This window comes from Ruegeria sp. CDSC002 (assembly GCF_059610905.1).
This window is the reverse complement of sequence record NZ_JBXWOM010000004.1, coordinates 257726-273283: the sequence shown is the minus strand read 5'-3', so window position 1 is coordinate 273283 and position 15558 is coordinate 257726. Positions and strand designations below refer to the sequence as shown.

Here is a 15558-nt window from a genome sequence, read left to right as displayed (position 1 = left end):
AGGACAGATACACGTTTCCGAATGTGTGATCTGTCTGCCTCTGCAAGGTTAAAGATTAGATATGATCCGATGATAGAAAAAGTAGCTGTACATTATACATTGTATATACATCAGTAGAATAAGTTCATAGTATATACTGCACTATACCTATATAGACGAGTTATTGTGTATATGCATATAATACACAAATGGCTCTACTTAAAATACACACTATATGTATATTCACTTGATATTCATCAGTAGTAGATACGTAACAGTATACAGCGTGTATATACACATAACACATCATACCAACAGTAATACTATACACCGATATGCTTAGTGCGCTGGATGGTTAGTCAGTATCAGTGTAAAGACTAGTATACTTGGTACATACACCTAACTAGAAAATCTTATCTATCTGCTTTATATTAATTTTGTCATTTCATCTGGTTTTATTTTGCGGTTAAAGACGTACCAGCATAAGTAGTCTAACAACTAAATCGAAGAGGCTGCACCGGGTACAGAACAGCACTGCTGACACCGACTGGTTCTATACACTGGGAACTACAATTGAGAGACCTTCTATCGGAAGATGTGAAGATGTAATGTGTGGCGTTGAACGCATTTGTCGGCTGCAAAGAGCATCTCGGGCTATCAACCTATACGATCTAAACCAGATGCTGGCGAACGCCTTTCTGACCGATGAGCGACCGTACTATCGACCCACACCAACGCCGCTAGAGAGTGCAAGGTCTTACTTGTTCTGATTGCGTTGTGCTTGTTTGGCTTCGAATTGTTCCCAGACCTTAATACGGCCCTTTTGCCGCGCGTCAGCCAGCCAGAGCTTCTTACGCGCACCCGGCACCTCTAGGCTTTTGTACTTCCCATCAGAGAACTTTGGCCAATCTATCGCCATCCCCAGCTTGACCATTTCAGCAGACAAGTCACGCCCATCCTCAAGGTAGCACTTCGCCACCGTACGACCATGGGTATCCTCAGCCGTAACCACTGCCCTTACCTTTTGGCCTTTGCATAGCGATACTAAAGCCCACTTGGCCTTCTTGCCGTAAGGGTGGTTAATCTCGGGCGCATCCACGCCAAACAAACGCACCTGTGTTTTTTTTATTTTTATCGTGTCACCGTCCACAACATAGGCTGAGCCTTCCAATACGTTTGCGGAGGGTTTCCGTACTACATCGCCTGCATCGAAACGTGATGGCCGACTTGTATTCTGGGAAGGCGACGCACCCAACCTTGGCTTCAAGTCCGAGGTTTCCTGTCGTGTACGCATAGTACTTTTGTCAGGCTGTCGTTTGCTACGCGCAATGAGCAGTACAGCCACTACGACGACAATCAGCAGTAACAAAACTTCCATAGAATCGAACCTTCTAACGTTTTACTTCAAAGTGCATGCAACGCAGCCGTCGGGCGCATCCCACTTTACGATTAAGAGTGAGGTGACCCAGCGCATTGTTCAGCCTGCTTGCAGACCTTGCTCGAGCCGTAGTTTAGCTATTTCGTTCCTTTCCCTTGTGGGAACTTTCATGTGCCCGTGGCCCGGCTGCTTTGCATGATCGATTGCACAAAGAACTTCTAGGTTCTCCAATGTGTTATCGGTTACGACGCCACTCTTGTGATGGCAGTGCAATATATGGGGTGCCGACCTGAGGTTTACGCCGCATGCCTCGCAAGTCCAGTTTTTCCCACGCCTAGTTCTCTTAGAGATCGCTGCCCAGTCGTCGACGTAGACATTGGGTTCGGCAGTCAAATCCCTTCGCGAAGGTTTATCGTGAAAGAAAGTTGAAAACTCTAGAAGGAACTGGCTAATCTGAAACTCTCGCCAAATTTCAGCCTTTGATTGGGATCCCCCATTCTCCAGCTCGAGCCTATCGTTCGGTTGTTCATACCCACGCCAATTGATCGCTTTTAAACAGTTCTTACAGACTTTGAGGGCTGCTTCTGTCTCGCCTCTTTCACCACTATCTTTCTCGAACCAATCGACAAGAAAAAGCCCGTCCATTCGATTAGTGACCACATACCGCTCGAAACGTCCTGCATGCCGCATTGTGTCCAGCGTTTCACATTCTGCAACATGAAAACGGCGCGATTTCTCAGGCTCATGTTCCAGCGTATAGCGGTCGGCTCGAGTGTCCTTAATGTAAAGGATGACCTGCTCGCCTTTATAAGTAAGCAATCCACCAGGACCACGCGTCACGTCATCAAGTGTGATTTCAATCCCAGACTGGAGTTGAATTCTGATCTCTTCTCGGGGATCGAGAGGACCAGTTTTAGGCGTCCAAGAAGATTGGCCCGCCCCCATTGTTGAGCGAAGGCGAACTAACTCTGTGAAGTCCAAGTCGAGCTTCATTGCACTTCCTCGAGTATTTTAACAATTTCTGAGCGCGCCTTTGTTCGGACCCTAAATTCGACGCGGCGTGAAAGACTTGGATCTTCCAAGCCGAATTCGTCCAGCACTAGTCGGCTTGAAGAAAGACCATTGGCTGTTAGCAGAGACTGCAACCAATCTCGTTCCTCGGCCACGTTTGGCAGCGTCAGAGCAAAGCTAAGAACTTCTCTGGTTCGTGCTTGCGACAGAGCCATGTTGTTGTAGTAGGCTTGTTCAGGTGACGCACTATTCCACTCAGACGATGTGTGACCCTCAATCCGAATCTCTTCGATCGCTGGCCTAAACTCTGAGAGAACCTCGACATAGCGCGGGAAAAAGTCGGAAAGGATCTCTCTAAACTTCGCTCGGATATTTGATTGACCTTCGGAGAACAAAACTTCCGGTGCGTTGAACCGAATGAGAAGTGTTTCTTTCTCAATCTCGGCATTCCATAGCGGCAAATCGGTCTTAAATTCTTCGACCAGTTTATCAAAAATTTTGGTTTCAGTATCCTGCCATGTCAGCGCAATTTGAGCGATACTCTGTTTTTGTTCCTCTAATTGCCTTTTTTGCTCCTCTAGTTGCTCTTTTTGCAACTCTAGTTCGTTGTTTTGCTCTTGAAGCGGCCGAATGAATACGACGGCGATGAAAAGGAAAATCACCATCAGACCAGCCATCAAGTCTGAGACAGAAAGCCAGTCGCCCTCGTCGTCCGTTTTGGACATCCCAAAAAAATCGTTCATGCGCTAACTCTGCTTGCGTTGACCAGCGTGCGAAGTTGCTCAGTCAACGGCGAATAGTCAGAAACGAACTTCTCGGACAGCGAAGCGAGATTACTGCCGAGTAACTCCAACGACCTCTGCAGTTCTTGCTGCATCTGTTGATCAAAATCCGCGAACTGTTGATTGATCTTCTCGGAGCTGGACGTCCATGCCTCTTGAATGGCCTTTTGAGCCTCCCCCGCAGCAGCCTCAATAAGTTCCCCATGTCGATTGAACTCTTGCGAAGCCCTTTCGTTCATTTGGGTCATTGCGTCACTGACACCTTTGGAGATTGCCCCTTGCGCCTCCTCCGCACTCGTGAGGAGGGTGCCATACCCAATTGAAATTTTATCAAAGCTACTCTGGCTTTCTGCAAGCGAAGCCTGAGACTTTGCGACAGCATCACTAACGCTGGCACCAAGATCCGAGGTTATCTTTTCCAGATTTGCTTCAATTACCGGGAACGCTTCGATGGCTTTATCTCTAAGCTGAGAAACTGCATCTAAGTTCACTTGCAACACTTCTGATTGCGTATTTATGCCCGTAAGCGCAGGCTCTAGTTTTTCAATTGCTTGCGGAATGCTGGCTGAATGCTCTTCTACTTTGGACAGTGCTAGTTGAGTAGCTTCGATCGACCTTACTGCCGCCTCCAGACGATCTTGAAGACTGTCCACGTGTTCCCGATACTTGTTTTGCCACTCAACCATGGAAGCGACGGCAGAGTTGAGTTCCTTAAAGTTCTCACCAAACTGCTCAGTAAGGTTCTGATTGAAATCCCGAATTACCTCTTCGAGCGCCTGGACAATGGCTTTTTGGTTATTTTCAACCATGTGCTCGGAAAACTCACGGAACTCTTTGATGAGCTCAGTCTGTCCATCATGAAGCGTGGTTCTCAGCTTTTGGACCTGCGTCAAGAGGCTGCTGTCACCATCTGAGGAAATGGCATTACGAAGTTGTTGCATTTGCTCTCGTGAGGCATCGGCACTCTTACGGCCGTCGTCTCGGATTTCTTGCAGAACTGAGAATATGTCTTCCGGTGTTGCGTCAGCTGTTTCCGCCTTGGAAGGTGCAACTGTTCGGACTAACCTGAACAAGATCGACGCAGCAATGCCAACAATACTCGTTGTGAACGCAATCTTGAGACCAGCCAACAGGCTAGGAACGCTTTCATCGATACTCTGCACGTCAAAATCGAGCAGACCGATGAGAATACCCGTGAAGGTTCCCAAAACACCTAATGTCGCTAAGCTGTTTGGTGTAATAGCAACAAGACTGCCACCGAACCGGCTCTTGTTCAGGCCAGGCACAAACAAAAAAAGTATCGCCGCTCCGAGCCACATAACAATTGCTGCGGAAAACAAGTAGGCAATCTCATCTTCAACTATCGAAGAGTAGATGCGAAGAATTTCATCCATTTCTATTCCCAAACTTCCTATTTTTTATCGGACGACAAACTGTCTGTCCGTGGCACCCAAAAAGTTCAGCCGCGTTCTATGGTGGCCTTGGGTTGCAAACCTTGAGTGAGATCAACTCTTGCGAATGTCAGAATTTGAACCATCCTAGAGCACTCCGATACCTACACTTGGTATGAACAAAGCGTAGTGATCAGGACCTCTGCCGTGACTTCGACGTGGGGTTTTTCCGATCTACATTGCTTTGATATCTAAAGGCTTGAAAACCAATGTGGACTTAGTAATTTCTCAGGCTGTCGCCTTTCGAATTCTTGCCAAAGTTATAACAATTTCAGCCAAACAAAATTTGGTTTGCGCAAACTGGATGCAGTTTACTCTCTAGAGGGCATCACCACTGCCTAACTCTCAAACTACACACCAATAGAGAACAGTCTGTTTTGAATGCTAGGCCTCTTACGCAGATGGTGCATCACCCAAAGCATACAATAGAAGAATTGCTAACAACGGTGACCCTACGATGGAGATGAGCACCCAGATCAGACCAGACCGGTTTCGGTTCTGCGCCATATTCATAGGCACGATGATCCAGAGCCAAATCACAAAAGCCAGTGCAAAGGCGCTTGCTACAATAGCAACAATTGTCTCCACTATGACTGCTCCTACTTATCTGGTGAACTCCATTGCCCACACTCAGGTGCAGACAACTCCACTGGATCTGCAGAGACCACTAACTTAGGGTCCACCCGACACATTCGCATTTGACCAGTTTCTGTGTTGGTTTGAACCAATAAGATACCGGACAACATGAGGGTTTGGTATTTTCCCTCATCCGCACTTGCTAGTGATGTGGTCGCAAGCATCAACCCAAAGGCAGTCGCAGTCCGTTTCATGCGCATCGCTCCATATCAATACACCTATCAATGAGTACCGTGCCGAATGTAAACAGTACAATGAAGAAGTCCTGCGTTTAGGTCATAGTCAATTGGGTGCTGAGGATTGCGTACCTATAAGTGTGACACTAAGGTGAGACACACTACAAACCAACACACCACAATAGTGTTTACTATCAGTGCATTAGGCGTTCGGCGGCGTTTCCCCTAGGCTCCACCATTTTTCTCCTCAGTTCGAATTCACTCGCAGTCACACGGCTTTGTAAATAAGGCTTTTGACGTGCCAGTCTTTCTCACCCCCAAGGAAACTTGGGCTCTGCCAGAATACCCATTGTGGGGGTCTGTGTGGGGTTCGCCAGTGAGAAAGTATGCAAGATGACCAAACTTACAGACAAACAAATCAAGGCTGCGAAACCCGGCTACAAGAAGATCAAGCTGGCAGATGGCGGTGGCCTGACGCTGATCGTTCACCCGAAAGGCGGCAGGACATGGGTCTGGCGCTATAGGGTCGATGGTAAGCAGCGTGAGATGAGCTTGGGCTCCTATCCCTCTGTCGGCCTCAAGGACGCGCGCCAGCGCGTCGAGGCGCAGAGGAACTTGCTTGACACCAATATCAACCCCGACGTGGCGGAGATGCGCGCAGGGGTACAGGCTCGGTCAGGTCTGACGGACACCACCTTCGCCGGTGTCGCACGCGCATGGCTGGCAGAGGAGCGTCCACACTGGGCAGAGAAGACTTATGTCCGCGCCCGCAACCGGATCGAAAAGGATGCCATCCCTCTGTTGGGGGCTGTAGTGGTCGCGGATATCACGGCAGTCGATATCAAGGCCGTTGCGCTCAAGATCGCGGATCGTGGATCGCATGAGACTGCACGCCGGGTCATTCGCATCCTGCGGCAAGTTCTAGGCTATGCGGAGGCCGAAGGCTTGATCTCTGTCGTGCCGGGAGCAAACGTGATCGACAGGTTCAAGCCCCAGCCGAAGAAGCACCACCCAGCCATCGTTGAGCCAGAACGTCTGGCGCTGTTTCTGCAGGCGCTGGACGCTTGGCCGCATCACACTTTGGGCAAACCTCTGGTGCAGATTATCGCACATACAGGTCAGAGGGCCGGTGAGGTGCGCAAAATGCGATGGGCGGACATCAACATGGGCGAGCGGGTCTGGAACAACCCTGTCACCAAGACAGGTATCACGCTCGCCATACCCCTGACGGACGCGGTGATCAAAATCCTCAACGAGATGTACAAGCTCAATGGCCACCGCGAGTACGTATTCGCCAGCGAGAACGGACCTGTTTCTGAACCGGCCACAATGAACATGATCCGCAGGATCGGGTTTGATGGAGAGACCGACGCACATGGCCTGCGGGCAACGCTGCGCACATTGGTGACCGAGCATCTCGGGTTCGACGAGAAACTGGCAGAGGCACAGTTATCCCACGCATCGAAGGAACAGCATGGCCGCGCATATGACCGCACATCGTTCCTCGCCCAGCGCCGCGTTATGATGGAAGCTTATTCGCAGTTTCTGGTTCAGCTTCAGGAGGGCGGTGCTATCGTGGTGCCGTTGATTGCGGGGGCAAAGTTGTGAGTGACACGGTATTAAAAGATTTCGACTGGTTGCGTGGACGTTTAAACGAGCGCGTGAAATCTGGCGAATGGTCCTACGTTCTCGACTTGCATGACATTCTGGATGTTTTGCGCGAGCAGGAAGAAATAGTGTCACCAGCGCTGGACAAGCACCTGAGAGATCGCACAACTGCAATGCACAAAGCGAATGCTGGCAATGCTGCGAAAGACCCGATGGAAATCGGTTTTCAAGGCGGCGTTGCGGGTGGCGTCATGTACCTGATCGATCAGCAAGGCTATAACGTGGAAAAAGCGCGAACTCTGATTGCAAATGTAATGCAGATTGATCGTGACGATGTAGTCAAGTGGCATAAAGCCACGCTGAAAGCTCCAGATATCAGTGATCAGAACTACCGCCTCAATCTGAACTTTGCCGCGCAGGAAATGATCCGGAAACTCACTGAAAGAGTGTCTCGAATACACAACCAAATGACGGTTGAAGACGTCATTCTTGGGGTGTTCTCACCCACCTGATCAGGGGGGTAAATTAGAACGTTTGTTCTTACCCCCCTGCTTTCATTATCTGAATTGCCAGTATCTTTTTGTAGGAGGCTAGCAATGTCAGATCACATCGAAGTGCCCGTTCCACACCGTCTTTATGATCAGCGGTATCTGGCGGCGCTGCTCGGTCTCAGCGACGACGAGTTCTATCTGTTGGACCACTGGCGCGAGTACCATCTCGGCCCGAAATTCATGAACCTTCCCACGGGACAAATCCGGTATCTCGGCAGCGACATCACCAATTGGATAGAAGCTGGTGGCGATCACGATCCCCGTGACATCATTCGTAGCTACGAAGGCCTTGAGGCCAAGAAGGCAGAGAAGCTGGGCCAGGAAATGATGGAGAAAGGTTTCTTCAAGCGGTCACGGGCTGCAATTGAAAAAGCCAATGGCGAAGAACCTCAGACGCAGGCGTCCGCATGAGTGTCGCCCGTATGCCTATCCACCCCGACAGCTTCCCGAAAACAGGGAACGTCACACTGAAACAGCTTTCCACCCACAGCGGTGCGTTGGGCATGTTCCCCGGATCGCCAAGCACGTGGTTGCGTATGGTGGACAGCGGCGATGCGCCGGAACCCATCCAGATTGGTCGCCAGCATTTTTGGCGCGCTGAACATGTCCGCGCAATTGCGGCGGGTATCGACTGGCGGCTTGTGAAGATCGACACGCCCGATCTGGCAGCGGAATAGGAATGGAGAAACCCCGCCGCACGGAGAGCGCAACGGGGCCAGTGATGATTGTTGCTCTCCCTAGACCAAGGAAAGGAACAAAGTATGCAGGCAAAATCTGCAGCATACCGGACCGAAACACAGCGGTGGCGGTAATGAGGGGACCAATGAAAAATTTGACCGAGCGTCTCCGCATCGTCGAGGAATCACACGCGGACAAAATCCTCGCCGCCATTGGTGCCAAACCACAAACTGGAAAAAAGCATCAGCGCTGCCCGTTTCCTGACCATGAAGATAAGAACCCTTCATTTCGCTACGATGCAGACGCTAATCGTATTTTTTGCACGTGCCTGCCCGAAAAAGGGGTTTCGCTGACCGATGCGCTAATGAAGGTACGAGGCCTTGCCGACTTCAACGCTGCTGTACGCGAGATTGAAGCCGTAACTGGCGAAAAGGTTTTTGAAGGACGGCGGAAGCAGAAGCAATCGGAACCGGGAGAACAGGCGGCCTCGGAGAACCGTGAAGAAACTGATGAACAAGCCGTGCAGCGAGAAGCGGAGGAAAGAGCACGCTCCGGCGCGGCATCTGATGAAAAGGCTGCTAAGATCGCATGGGTGCAGGAGCAGGTTGCGAAGACACGTCCTTTAGCCGGCTCACCCGGCGAAGAATACTTGCGCAACATCCGTGGATTGGTTGGGGTCGATCTTGAACACGACGCTTTGCGATATGCTCCAGATTTCCAATGCAAACCGGGTGGTAAGAAAAACCCGGCTCTAGTGGCGGTGGCTACGGATGACGATGGAAATATTGTTGGCATGCAGGGCACAATCCTGAACCGCAATGGGCAACCGATACGCGACGAGAACGGCAAGAAGACCAAACTGAGCGCAGGCTACATCGGGGATGGTTCAGTTCGGATCAAAAACAAACTGGGTACAGGCACAATTGCGATCGCCGAAGGTATCGAAACCGGATTAACCCGATTGTTTGCTGGGCCAGCAGAGATCAGGGTGTGCCTCGGGTCCATCCGCCCCGAAACGATAGGAGCAAACGCCGGTCGGATTGAGATCATTGCCGACAGCGACAAAGCGCAGGACTGCCGCCAGATCGCGCGTGAATTGGCGGCAGAAAACCCAAATGCACGGGTCCATGTCGTCACAGTACCGTCAAACCTTGGTGAAAAGGCCGATTTGAACGATCTGCTCCAGGATATGGGACGTCGGGCTGTTGCCGCCGCCGTGGATGATGCCGACCGCATCCACGCGCGGCAGCGAAGGTCCAACGTTGAGCAGCTGCTCCGCGGTAGCGACGAAGAGATTGCCGATCGTGTGCTGGAAAACCTAGAAGATCTCTTTGGTCGCATTGTCATCACTGAGGGCACAGTTTGGATTTACGATGGCAAGCTTTGGACTGCTCTCAACGACAATCGGCTTACGCGTGCCATCGCGCGCTTTGACGGTGCCACTTACCCTACGCCGTCCAACGGCATTGGCGAGGTCAAGATCACGTCCAGTAAGGCGCAGAGTGTCAAGTCGCTTCTCATGTCCAAACGCGATGACAATGGGTTTTTTGAAGGTGCGCCTGTTGGCATCACCTGTGAAAGCGGGTTCGTTTTGTTCGAACAAGACGTTGCAACAGGTGAATATGTCCCACGGCTCGAACCACATGCTCGCAAGCACCGGGCTCGGCATGCTGTACGTGGTGTATGGCCAGTGCAGGATGCTGAGAAGCGACTTTTGGGAAGCGACGTGATGAAGCTGCTCACGGGTTTGTTCTCAGCTAAAACGACTTTGAGGCGGCTGCAGCACGAGGCTCCAAACCTTGAGTTCGACTTGGACAGGGCTGAACAAGACAAAAGCGCGCGGATTGAGCTGATCCTGCAGACAGCCGCCGCAGCGGCACTTGGTATCGGCACGCAAATGAAACACCCGCAGGCCCTTATTTGGATTGGGCCGGGCGGCGCAGGAAAAAGTACCACGCGCAAGGTCATCTCATCATTGATCGCAGCGGATGCACTTCAGTCGGTGCCGCCAGCCAAGATGGGACAAGACTACTTCGTCTCAGTTTTGCGCGGGTGCGCGCTGAACGTTGCGGAGGAGACGTCGGATCGTGATCTTTCAGGCGACGCGCTAAAAAAGGTCATCACCGGGGACATCTGTCATGCCCGGCTGCCATACGGCATACCGTTCTATTTCAGTCCCAAGGCGCAGCATGTGTTCATCTGCAATGAGCTGCCCGCATTTAGCGGGGGGATCGACAGCGGCGTTGAGCGCCGCTTCAAGGTTCTGGTCTTCGACAAAGCGTATTCTGAAGAGCAGGCCGACGAGGGATTGGCAGATCGCATAATCGAATACGAGGCGGATCTTCTACTACATCTTGTCGTGGTTGCGGCTGCGGAACTTTTGACCACGCGGCGCATGGCGGATCCCATGACATCACGCATCGCCAAGGAGGCGTGGATGAGGGATGCGGACCGAGTTCGTGCGTGGGCGGCAGAAAGACTATCCATCAGGGCAAACAAGGTCGTCACCGTTGCAGACCTATATCTGGATTTTCGCCAATGGTGCGCTGCCGAAGGTGTTCCAGAAGGCCGCATCCCCGCACGTAACAGTTTCGCGCGACGCTTGCGTCAAGTAGAGCCCCGTCTCGTTCCAGGACCCAATAGCAAAGGCGCTCGGTTCGAAAATGCTATCCTCAAGACGGTCTGATTTAAGTGGGACAGCTTGTAAAGAGGCCAAACGAGCTAGGCCGGCCAGTTCTTTATGGGCGGACAAGTAATCAAACCTCCCAACTTCCCCGTCGGGCGTTTGGTTGGGAGGTTGGGAGGTTTTATGTCTCGTCCGTCGGTATATGTTCTGTTGCGCACATCAAGCATAATGCTGCTTTTCAACGTCCGACGTTCATTGCAGCGCCGCGGTGCGACCCCGCGAGAACCTCCGAGTTTCGTCCAGTGCCTGACGCATTGCTGCCAAACCAGCCCGTTCGACATACTGGTCCATCGGGTCGAGTTCATCCCAAGTGCGAGATGCGGCAGCAGGCCAGAACTGCGGATGACTGTGCCGCATTTGGCTGAGCCGCCATTCATGGTGGCAGAGTTGCGGTGTCATAGCTTCAGGATCGCTCAGGAAACGCGCAGCGACACCACAGCAGGCCTGCCACTGCCGGTCATGCACAATCGGGCTTTCCTCGCCGCTCGTTGCTGTTTGGGCTTCACAGTAGGCCATAGCGATCAAGACGATGTGCCTTGCTGCGGCAGCTTCAAGTTGGATATCTTGCTCCATGTGATTTCTCCTATTCATCATGTTGATGCGCATCCCGTTGGCTGTTGCCACCGGCGACCACCCCAAGGCGGGGTTGGTGATCACAATTTTCGTGACGCTCTGGATGCTGTTGGTTTCGCCCTGCCTTAGGCTCATCAGTGGATCGGCGCTAGACCCAGACCATTCGCACCGGTCGCAAGCATGTCTCGGGCGGTCCATACCCCGGCGGTCTTCCGCGACTTACGGGCAAGGCTCGGCAGACGAGCGTTATCATGTTTGGGGGAATTGCGGGCTGTCCGCCCGCGATTGGTATGTAATCGCTAAGTCTGTCAGCTTCAAGGAGCGGGCGGCGTAGCGCGGACAAAACAAAAAAGCGGCTACGTCGTTTAAAAAGAACAACGCCTGCTTCGCGCTCAAAATCAGCCGCTCATGCCAAGTGCAGCGAACGACCGCTTCGAGCCCAAAGCGGAAGTGCTCCATCTCTGAACCAAGCAGGCGCAACAAACTATTCGCCGAAGTCACCAGCTGCGTCGCAGAAAGAAAAGCGGCCATTCATTCAAAGCGCAGCGAACTTTGGTACGTCGATGTCTGAGTTGCGGACTTTCCCGACCTTCTGCTGAAATGCTCCAGAAGCCGCATCCGGCCCATTGCAGTCATTCGTCGTGAAAGTTCTCGCCGCATTGCGGCTCCACCGATCCAGCCATTCGCTGCGCCGCCAAAGTGATCGTGCAACTCAAAGTCCGATGGTCATGATTGTCCTATTCGCTTGGCATTTAACCTTTTGCGTACCAGCCGTTGTCAACATAGGTTGCATTGCCGTTCACAAAGCTGGCCTCATCAGATGCAAGAAAAACCACCGCCGCGGCCACTTCCTCTGGATAGCAAATGCGTCCCTGCGTTGCCGCCATCCCAGAGTCTTCCCATTCCTGTCCGGCGGCGTCCAACTCTGCTATTTCCTTGAGGCCATGCGCCGTTTCAACAAACCCAGGGCAGACCGCGTTACACCGGATGCCCGCATCGCGATATTCGGTTGAGATCGTGCGCGCCAGTTGAAGAACCGCGCCTTTTGACATGCAGTAGACTGACTCCAACGCATAGCCCAGTTCAGCCGCAATAGACGAAGTAATCACGATTGAGCCGCCGCCATTTGCGCTCATGTCCTGAACCGCACGACGGCAGGTCAGAAAGGCCGATTTCACGTTTACATCCATCAACCAGTCATATTCTTCTTCGCTGGTTTCATGCATCGCTTTGACGATGATGGTTCCTGCGTGATTGAACAGGACATTATAGGGTCCAAAGGCTTCAAGGGCAGCGTCAAAGGCAGCATTGATCTCGGCGTCCTTGGTGACATCAGCATGAAAAAATGCCGCCTCACCACCTGTGTCGCGGATCATGTCGACTGTTTTCCGACCCTCTTCATTCTTGATATCAAAGATGCTGACCTTGGCACCTTCTTCGGCAAACATCAGCGCGGTGGCCCGCCCCATTCCAGTGGCTCCCCCTGTAATCACGGCAACTTTTCCCGCGAGGCGGCCATTGGGTGTCTTGAGGCTATTGGTCATATTGGTGCTCCGTACAGAAGTTCAGATGCATTCTCCGCCATCGATGACCAGCGCATGGCCCGTCATAAAGGTGGACATGTCGGAGGCCAGAAACAGGATTGAATCGGCCATTTCTTCGGTCGTGCCCCAGCGTCCCATCGGAATGGTTTCAGACACGTAGTTTTCTAGCTTTTCGCGCCCGCCCATTTGCACTTCGAAACCGGCGTTAAACGGCGTGTCGATAAAACCCGGACACAGGGCGTTAAAACGAACATTGTGTTTGGCATAATCTGCGGCCATCTGACGGGTCATGGCGACCACTGCATGCTTGGTAGTGGCATAGGCAATCATTTCGCGGTCGTATTGCACACCCGAGTTTGACGAAGTGATGATTACACTGCCACCTCCCTGCTCGCGCATGGGACCCACCGCAGCGCGAGCCGCGATAAAATGCGACCGCACGTTCAATCGCCAGGACATGTCCAAACCTTCAACGGGCACCTGCTCAAGGTTGCCTTCAACCTGATAGCCAGCGTGAGAGTGCAGGACATCAAGGCGCCCGTAAGCTTTGACGACTCTGTCGACCTCGGCTTTGACTGCCTGATCGTCGGTGACATCTAGCCCTCTCGAGGCCGCCACCAGCCCCTCGCCATGTAAGTCTTCGACCACATGCGCAGCCTTGTCGGCGTCCAGATCTGTCACAATAACTTTGGCGCCATGACGGGCCATGGCCATTGCCCCTGCCCGGCCAATTCCTGATCCGGCGCCTGTCACCAGAACAACCTTGCCGCCGAGTATCGGAAAAGGTCGGGCCTTAAGAGATTTTTCTGCAAGGGTCATCGGGACTTTTTACCTCCGCGTTGCAGCAACAACTGGGCGGTAATCAGCAGTAACAGAGACACGCCCATCACCATCGTTCCAATCGCGTTGATTTCAGGTGTCACACCGCGTCGGATGGATGAGAACACATAGATCGGCAGCGTCGTTTCTGAGCCCGCCACAAAGAACGCGATGATGAAGTCGTCGAAGCTAAAGGTGAAGCTCAGCAAAAAACCCGCCAGGATGGCCGGAAAGATCATCGGCAATGTCACCTGTCGGAACGTTCCCATCGGCGTGGCGTAGAGATCCGAAGAGGCCTCGGTCAGCGCGCGATCCATCCCCGCGAGCCGTGCCCGTACGATAATTACCACAAGCGCCATCAGGAACATCGTGTGGGCGGCGATCAGCGAGCCGATGCCCATGCGCAGCTTTGGCGGCTTGAACCCGTCCGGCCAAATCGCCGCAATCAGCGGGTTCAGTTGGTCAAATACGGTGACCAGCCCGATCAAAGTGGCGATCCCAATTACAATGCCGGGGATCATCACCGCAACATAGATCAGCAGATCAAAGGTAGCTCGCACGGGACCACGAATGCCCTGCAGGGCGACGGCGGCCATGGTGCCAAAGACGCTGGCAAACAGCGCCGAACAAAATGCCACGATCAGGCTGGTTTCCAGCGCGTCCATCACGAACGGATTGGACAGCGCCTTGCCATACCATTTGGTTGAGAACCCCTGAAGCTGGCTCGCGTGTCGACCGGCGTTAAAGCTGAACAGGGCGATGACACCGATAGGAATGTAGAGAAAAAGGTAAACGCAGATTGCATACAGTCTCATCGCATAGCCTCACATAATCGATACGTCTTCACGGCTTGCGCCGAGGCGGCTAATCAGCCGCATGTAGATCGTGACGGTAATCAGCATGACGACCACAAGGGTGACAGCAACCGCCGACCCATAGGCCCAGTTGCGTGACTGCAGGAACAGGTCGACCAGTGCATTGCCAACAAAGAACACTTTGCCACCGCCCAGCAGAGCCGGGATCAGGTATTCGCCCATCAACAGGATAAAGACGAGCATGCAACCAGTCGCAATGCCGGGCACCGAAAGCGGGAGCGTGATCTGAAGAAAGGTCTTCCACGGCTTTGCGCCCAGATCAGACGACGCCTCGAGCAGGCGTTTGTCGAGTTTGTCGAGGCTGACATAGATTGGGAACACCATCAGCGGTAGATACCCATAGATAATCCCAACCAGCACCGCAAACGGCGTGTTGATTAGGCGTAGTCCCTCAATTCCGACCCATTCGAACAAGGCAGGTATCCCGCGTCCACCCAGCAGGAAAATCCAAGCGTAACTGCGGATCAGGATCGACGTCCAGAATGGCACGATCACCAGAACCAACAGGATGGTTTTCCACCTCGGAGTCGTTTTGACAGCGAGAAAGTAAGCCAGGGGATAGGCGATAAGCAGCGCCGCCATGGTTCCTAACGGCGCCAACGTCATCGTATTTTTGAACGCTGCCCAGCGTGCAGGAAGGTTGGTGTATTGTTCCAAAGTGAGAGCGAGCTCAACGCCACCTGACGAGGCTCGCTCTCCAAAGCTAAAGATGAAGACAACTGTTAACGGAATGATCAGCATCACGAGGAACCAAGTTCCCGCAGGTGCCAACAACAACCAGTTGCGTGTTCTATTCGTCATGTTGTCTTCA

At 52.6% G+C, this 15558-nt stretch carries 15 protein-coding genes; 5 read left to right on the top strand and 10 right to left on the bottom strand.

What is annotated here, in order from left to right; translation table 11 throughout:
* Positions 1–736 precede the first annotated feature (736 nt).
* The 4 genes from AC2FJE_RS09735 to AC2FJE_RS09720 all read right to left on the bottom strand — a co-directional run bounded on the left by AC2FJE_RS09735 (position 737) and on the right by AC2FJE_RS09720 (position 4544).
* On the bottom strand, positions 737–1357 hold the full coding sequence (locus AC2FJE_RS09735; protein ID WP_496760903.1) for a thermonuclease family protein: 621 nt from the start codon (positions 1355–1357) through the stop codon (positions 737–739).
* A 99-nt stretch (positions 1358–1456) separates the two neighbouring features.
* Positions 1457–2350, bottom strand: a complete 894-nt coding sequence (locus tag AC2FJE_RS09730) for a hypothetical protein (protein WP_496760902.1) — start codon at positions 2348–2350, stop codon at positions 1457–1459.
* Entirely contained in the window at positions 2347–3111 is a 765-nt protein-coding gene (locus tag AC2FJE_RS09725) for an OmpA family protein (RefSeq protein ID WP_496760901.1), read from the bottom strand. Before AC2FJE_RS09725 ends, AC2FJE_RS09730 begins: the two co-directional genes overlap by 4 nt.
* Positions 3108–4544 carry a hypothetical protein gene (locus AC2FJE_RS09720; RefSeq protein ID WP_496760900.1) on the bottom strand — a complete coding sequence of 479 codons (1437 nt, stop codon included), beginning with the start codon at positions 4542–4544 and terminating at the stop codon, positions 3108–3110. The genes AC2FJE_RS09725 and AC2FJE_RS09720 overlap by 4 nt, the downstream gene beginning before the upstream one ends.
* A 1262-nt stretch (positions 4545–5806) precedes the next feature.
* Between AC2FJE_RS09720 and AC2FJE_RS09715 the strand changes: the two genes are divergently transcribed.
* From AC2FJE_RS09715 to AC2FJE_RS09695, 5 genes are all read left to right on the top strand, one after another.
* Positions 5807–7021 carry a tyrosine-type recombinase/integrase gene (locus AC2FJE_RS09715; RefSeq protein ID WP_282169963.1) on the top strand — a complete coding sequence of 405 codons (1215 nt, stop codon included), beginning with the start codon at positions 5807–5809 and terminating at the stop codon, positions 7019–7021.
* Positions 7018–7533 (top strand): hypothetical protein, encoded by a 516-nt coding sequence (locus tag AC2FJE_RS09710; RefSeq protein ID WP_496707281.1) that lies wholly within the window; start codon positions 7018–7020, stop codon positions 7531–7533. The genes AC2FJE_RS09715 and AC2FJE_RS09710 overlap by 4 nt, the downstream gene beginning before the upstream one ends.
* Before the next feature lie 84 nt (positions 7534–7617).
* Complete coding sequence (locus AC2FJE_RS09705; protein WP_282169965.1) at positions 7618–7983, top strand: helix-turn-helix transcriptional regulator; 366 nt, start codon at positions 7618–7620, stop codon at positions 7981–7983.
* Positions 7980–8249 carry a hypothetical protein gene (locus AC2FJE_RS09700; RefSeq protein WP_170512719.1) on the top strand — a complete coding sequence of 90 codons (270 nt, stop codon included), beginning with the start codon at positions 7980–7982 and terminating at the stop codon, positions 8247–8249. Before AC2FJE_RS09705 ends, AC2FJE_RS09700 begins: the two co-directional genes overlap by 4 nt.
* A 146-nt stretch (positions 8250–8395) precedes the next feature.
* Entirely contained in the window at positions 8396–10936 is a 2541-nt protein-coding gene (locus tag AC2FJE_RS09695) for a phage/plasmid primase, P4 family (protein ID WP_496760899.1), read from the top strand.
* Between the two features lie 192 nt (positions 10937–11128).
* On the opposite strand, the gene AC2FJE_RS09690 is transcribed toward AC2FJE_RS09695, so the two are convergent.
* The 6 genes from AC2FJE_RS09690 to AC2FJE_RS09665 all read right to left on the bottom strand — a co-directional run bounded on the left by AC2FJE_RS09690 (position 11129) and on the right by AC2FJE_RS09665 (position 15548).
* Positions 11129–11509 carry a hypothetical protein gene (locus AC2FJE_RS09690; RefSeq protein ID WP_282169967.1) on the bottom strand — a complete coding sequence of 127 codons (381 nt, stop codon included), beginning with the start codon at positions 11507–11509 and terminating at the stop codon, positions 11129–11131.
* 249 nt (positions 11510–11758) lie between these two features.
* A complete protein-coding gene (locus tag AC2FJE_RS09685; RefSeq protein WP_282169968.1) occupies positions 11759–12040 on the bottom strand; it encodes a hypothetical protein in 282 nt (93 codons plus the stop codon).
* A gap of 221 nt (positions 12041–12261) precedes the next feature.
* On the bottom strand, positions 12262–13053 hold the full coding sequence (locus AC2FJE_RS09680) for an SDR family NAD(P)-dependent oxidoreductase (RefSeq protein ID WP_058277033.1): 792 nt from the start codon (positions 13051–13053) through the stop codon (positions 12262–12264).
* 21 nt (positions 13054–13074) lie between these two features.
* A complete protein-coding gene (locus AC2FJE_RS09675; RefSeq protein ID WP_058277032.1) occupies positions 13075–13872 on the bottom strand; it encodes an SDR family NAD(P)-dependent oxidoreductase in 798 nt (265 codons plus the stop codon).
* The gene (locus AC2FJE_RS09670; RefSeq protein ID WP_282169969.1) at positions 13869–14687 is read right to left on the bottom strand and encodes an ABC transporter permease; all 819 of its coding nucleotides are present in this window, start codon (positions 14685–14687) and stop codon (positions 13869–13871) included. Before AC2FJE_RS09670 ends, AC2FJE_RS09675 begins: the two co-directional genes overlap by 4 nt.
* Positions 14688–14696: 9 nt before the next feature.
* Complete coding sequence (locus AC2FJE_RS09665; protein ID WP_282169970.1) at positions 14697–15548, bottom strand: ABC transporter permease; 852 nt, start codon at positions 15546–15548, stop codon at positions 14697–14699.
* Positions 15549–15558 lie beyond the last annotated feature (10 nt).

What these genes read in the sequence shown, in the direction of transcription:
- AC2FJE_RS09735 (WP_496760903.1), bottom strand. Translation starts at nt 1,357, where the DNA reads ATGGAAGTTTTGTTACTGCTGATTGTCGTCGTAGTGGCTGTACTGCTC.
- AC2FJE_RS09730 (WP_496760902.1), bottom strand. Translation starts at nt 2,350, where the DNA reads ATGAAGCTCGACTTGGACTTCACAGAGTTAGTTCGCCTTCGCTCAACA.
- AC2FJE_RS09725 (WP_496760901.1), bottom strand. Translation starts at nt 3,111, where the DNA reads ATGAACGATTTTTTTGGGATGTCCAAAACGGACGACGAGGGCGACTGG.
- AC2FJE_RS09720 (WP_496760900.1), bottom strand. Translation starts at nt 4,544, where the DNA reads ATGGATGAAATTCTTCGCATCTACTCTTCGATAGTTGAAGATGAGATT.
- AC2FJE_RS09715 (WP_282169963.1), top strand. Translation starts at nt 5,807, where the DNA reads ATGACCAAACTTACAGACAAACAAATCAAGGCTGCGAAACCCGGCTAC.
- AC2FJE_RS09705 (WP_282169965.1), top strand. Translation starts at nt 7,618, where the DNA reads ATGTCAGATCACATCGAAGTGCCCGTTCCACACCGTCTTTATGATCAG.
- AC2FJE_RS09700 (WP_170512719.1), top strand. Translation starts at nt 7,980, where the DNA reads ATGAGTGTCGCCCGTATGCCTATCCACCCCGACAGCTTCCCGAAAACA.
- AC2FJE_RS09695 (WP_496760899.1), top strand. Translation starts at nt 8,396, where the DNA reads ATGAAAAATTTGACCGAGCGTCTCCGCATCGTCGAGGAATCACACGCG.
- AC2FJE_RS09690 (WP_282169967.1), bottom strand. Translation starts at nt 11,509, where the DNA reads ATGGAGCAAGATATCCAACTTGAAGCTGCCGCAGCAAGGCACATCGTC.
- AC2FJE_RS09685 (WP_282169968.1), bottom strand. Translation starts at nt 12,040, where the DNA reads ATGGCCGCTTTTCTTTCTGCGACGCAGCTGGTGACTTCGGCGAATAGT.
- AC2FJE_RS09680 (WP_058277033.1), bottom strand. Translation starts at nt 13,053, where the DNA reads ATGACCAATAGCCTCAAGACACCCAATGGCCGCCTCGCGGGAAAAGTT.
- AC2FJE_RS09675 (WP_058277032.1), bottom strand. Translation starts at nt 13,872, where the DNA reads ATGACCCTTGCAGAAAAATCTCTTAAGGCCCGACCTTTTCCGATACTC.
- AC2FJE_RS09670 (WP_282169969.1), bottom strand. Translation starts at nt 14,687, where the DNA reads ATGAGACTGTATGCAATCTGCGTTTACCTTTTTCTCTACATTCCTATC.
- AC2FJE_RS09665 (WP_282169970.1), bottom strand. Translation starts at nt 15,548, where the DNA reads ATGACGAATAGAACACGCAACTGGTTGTTGTTGGCACCTGCGGGAACT.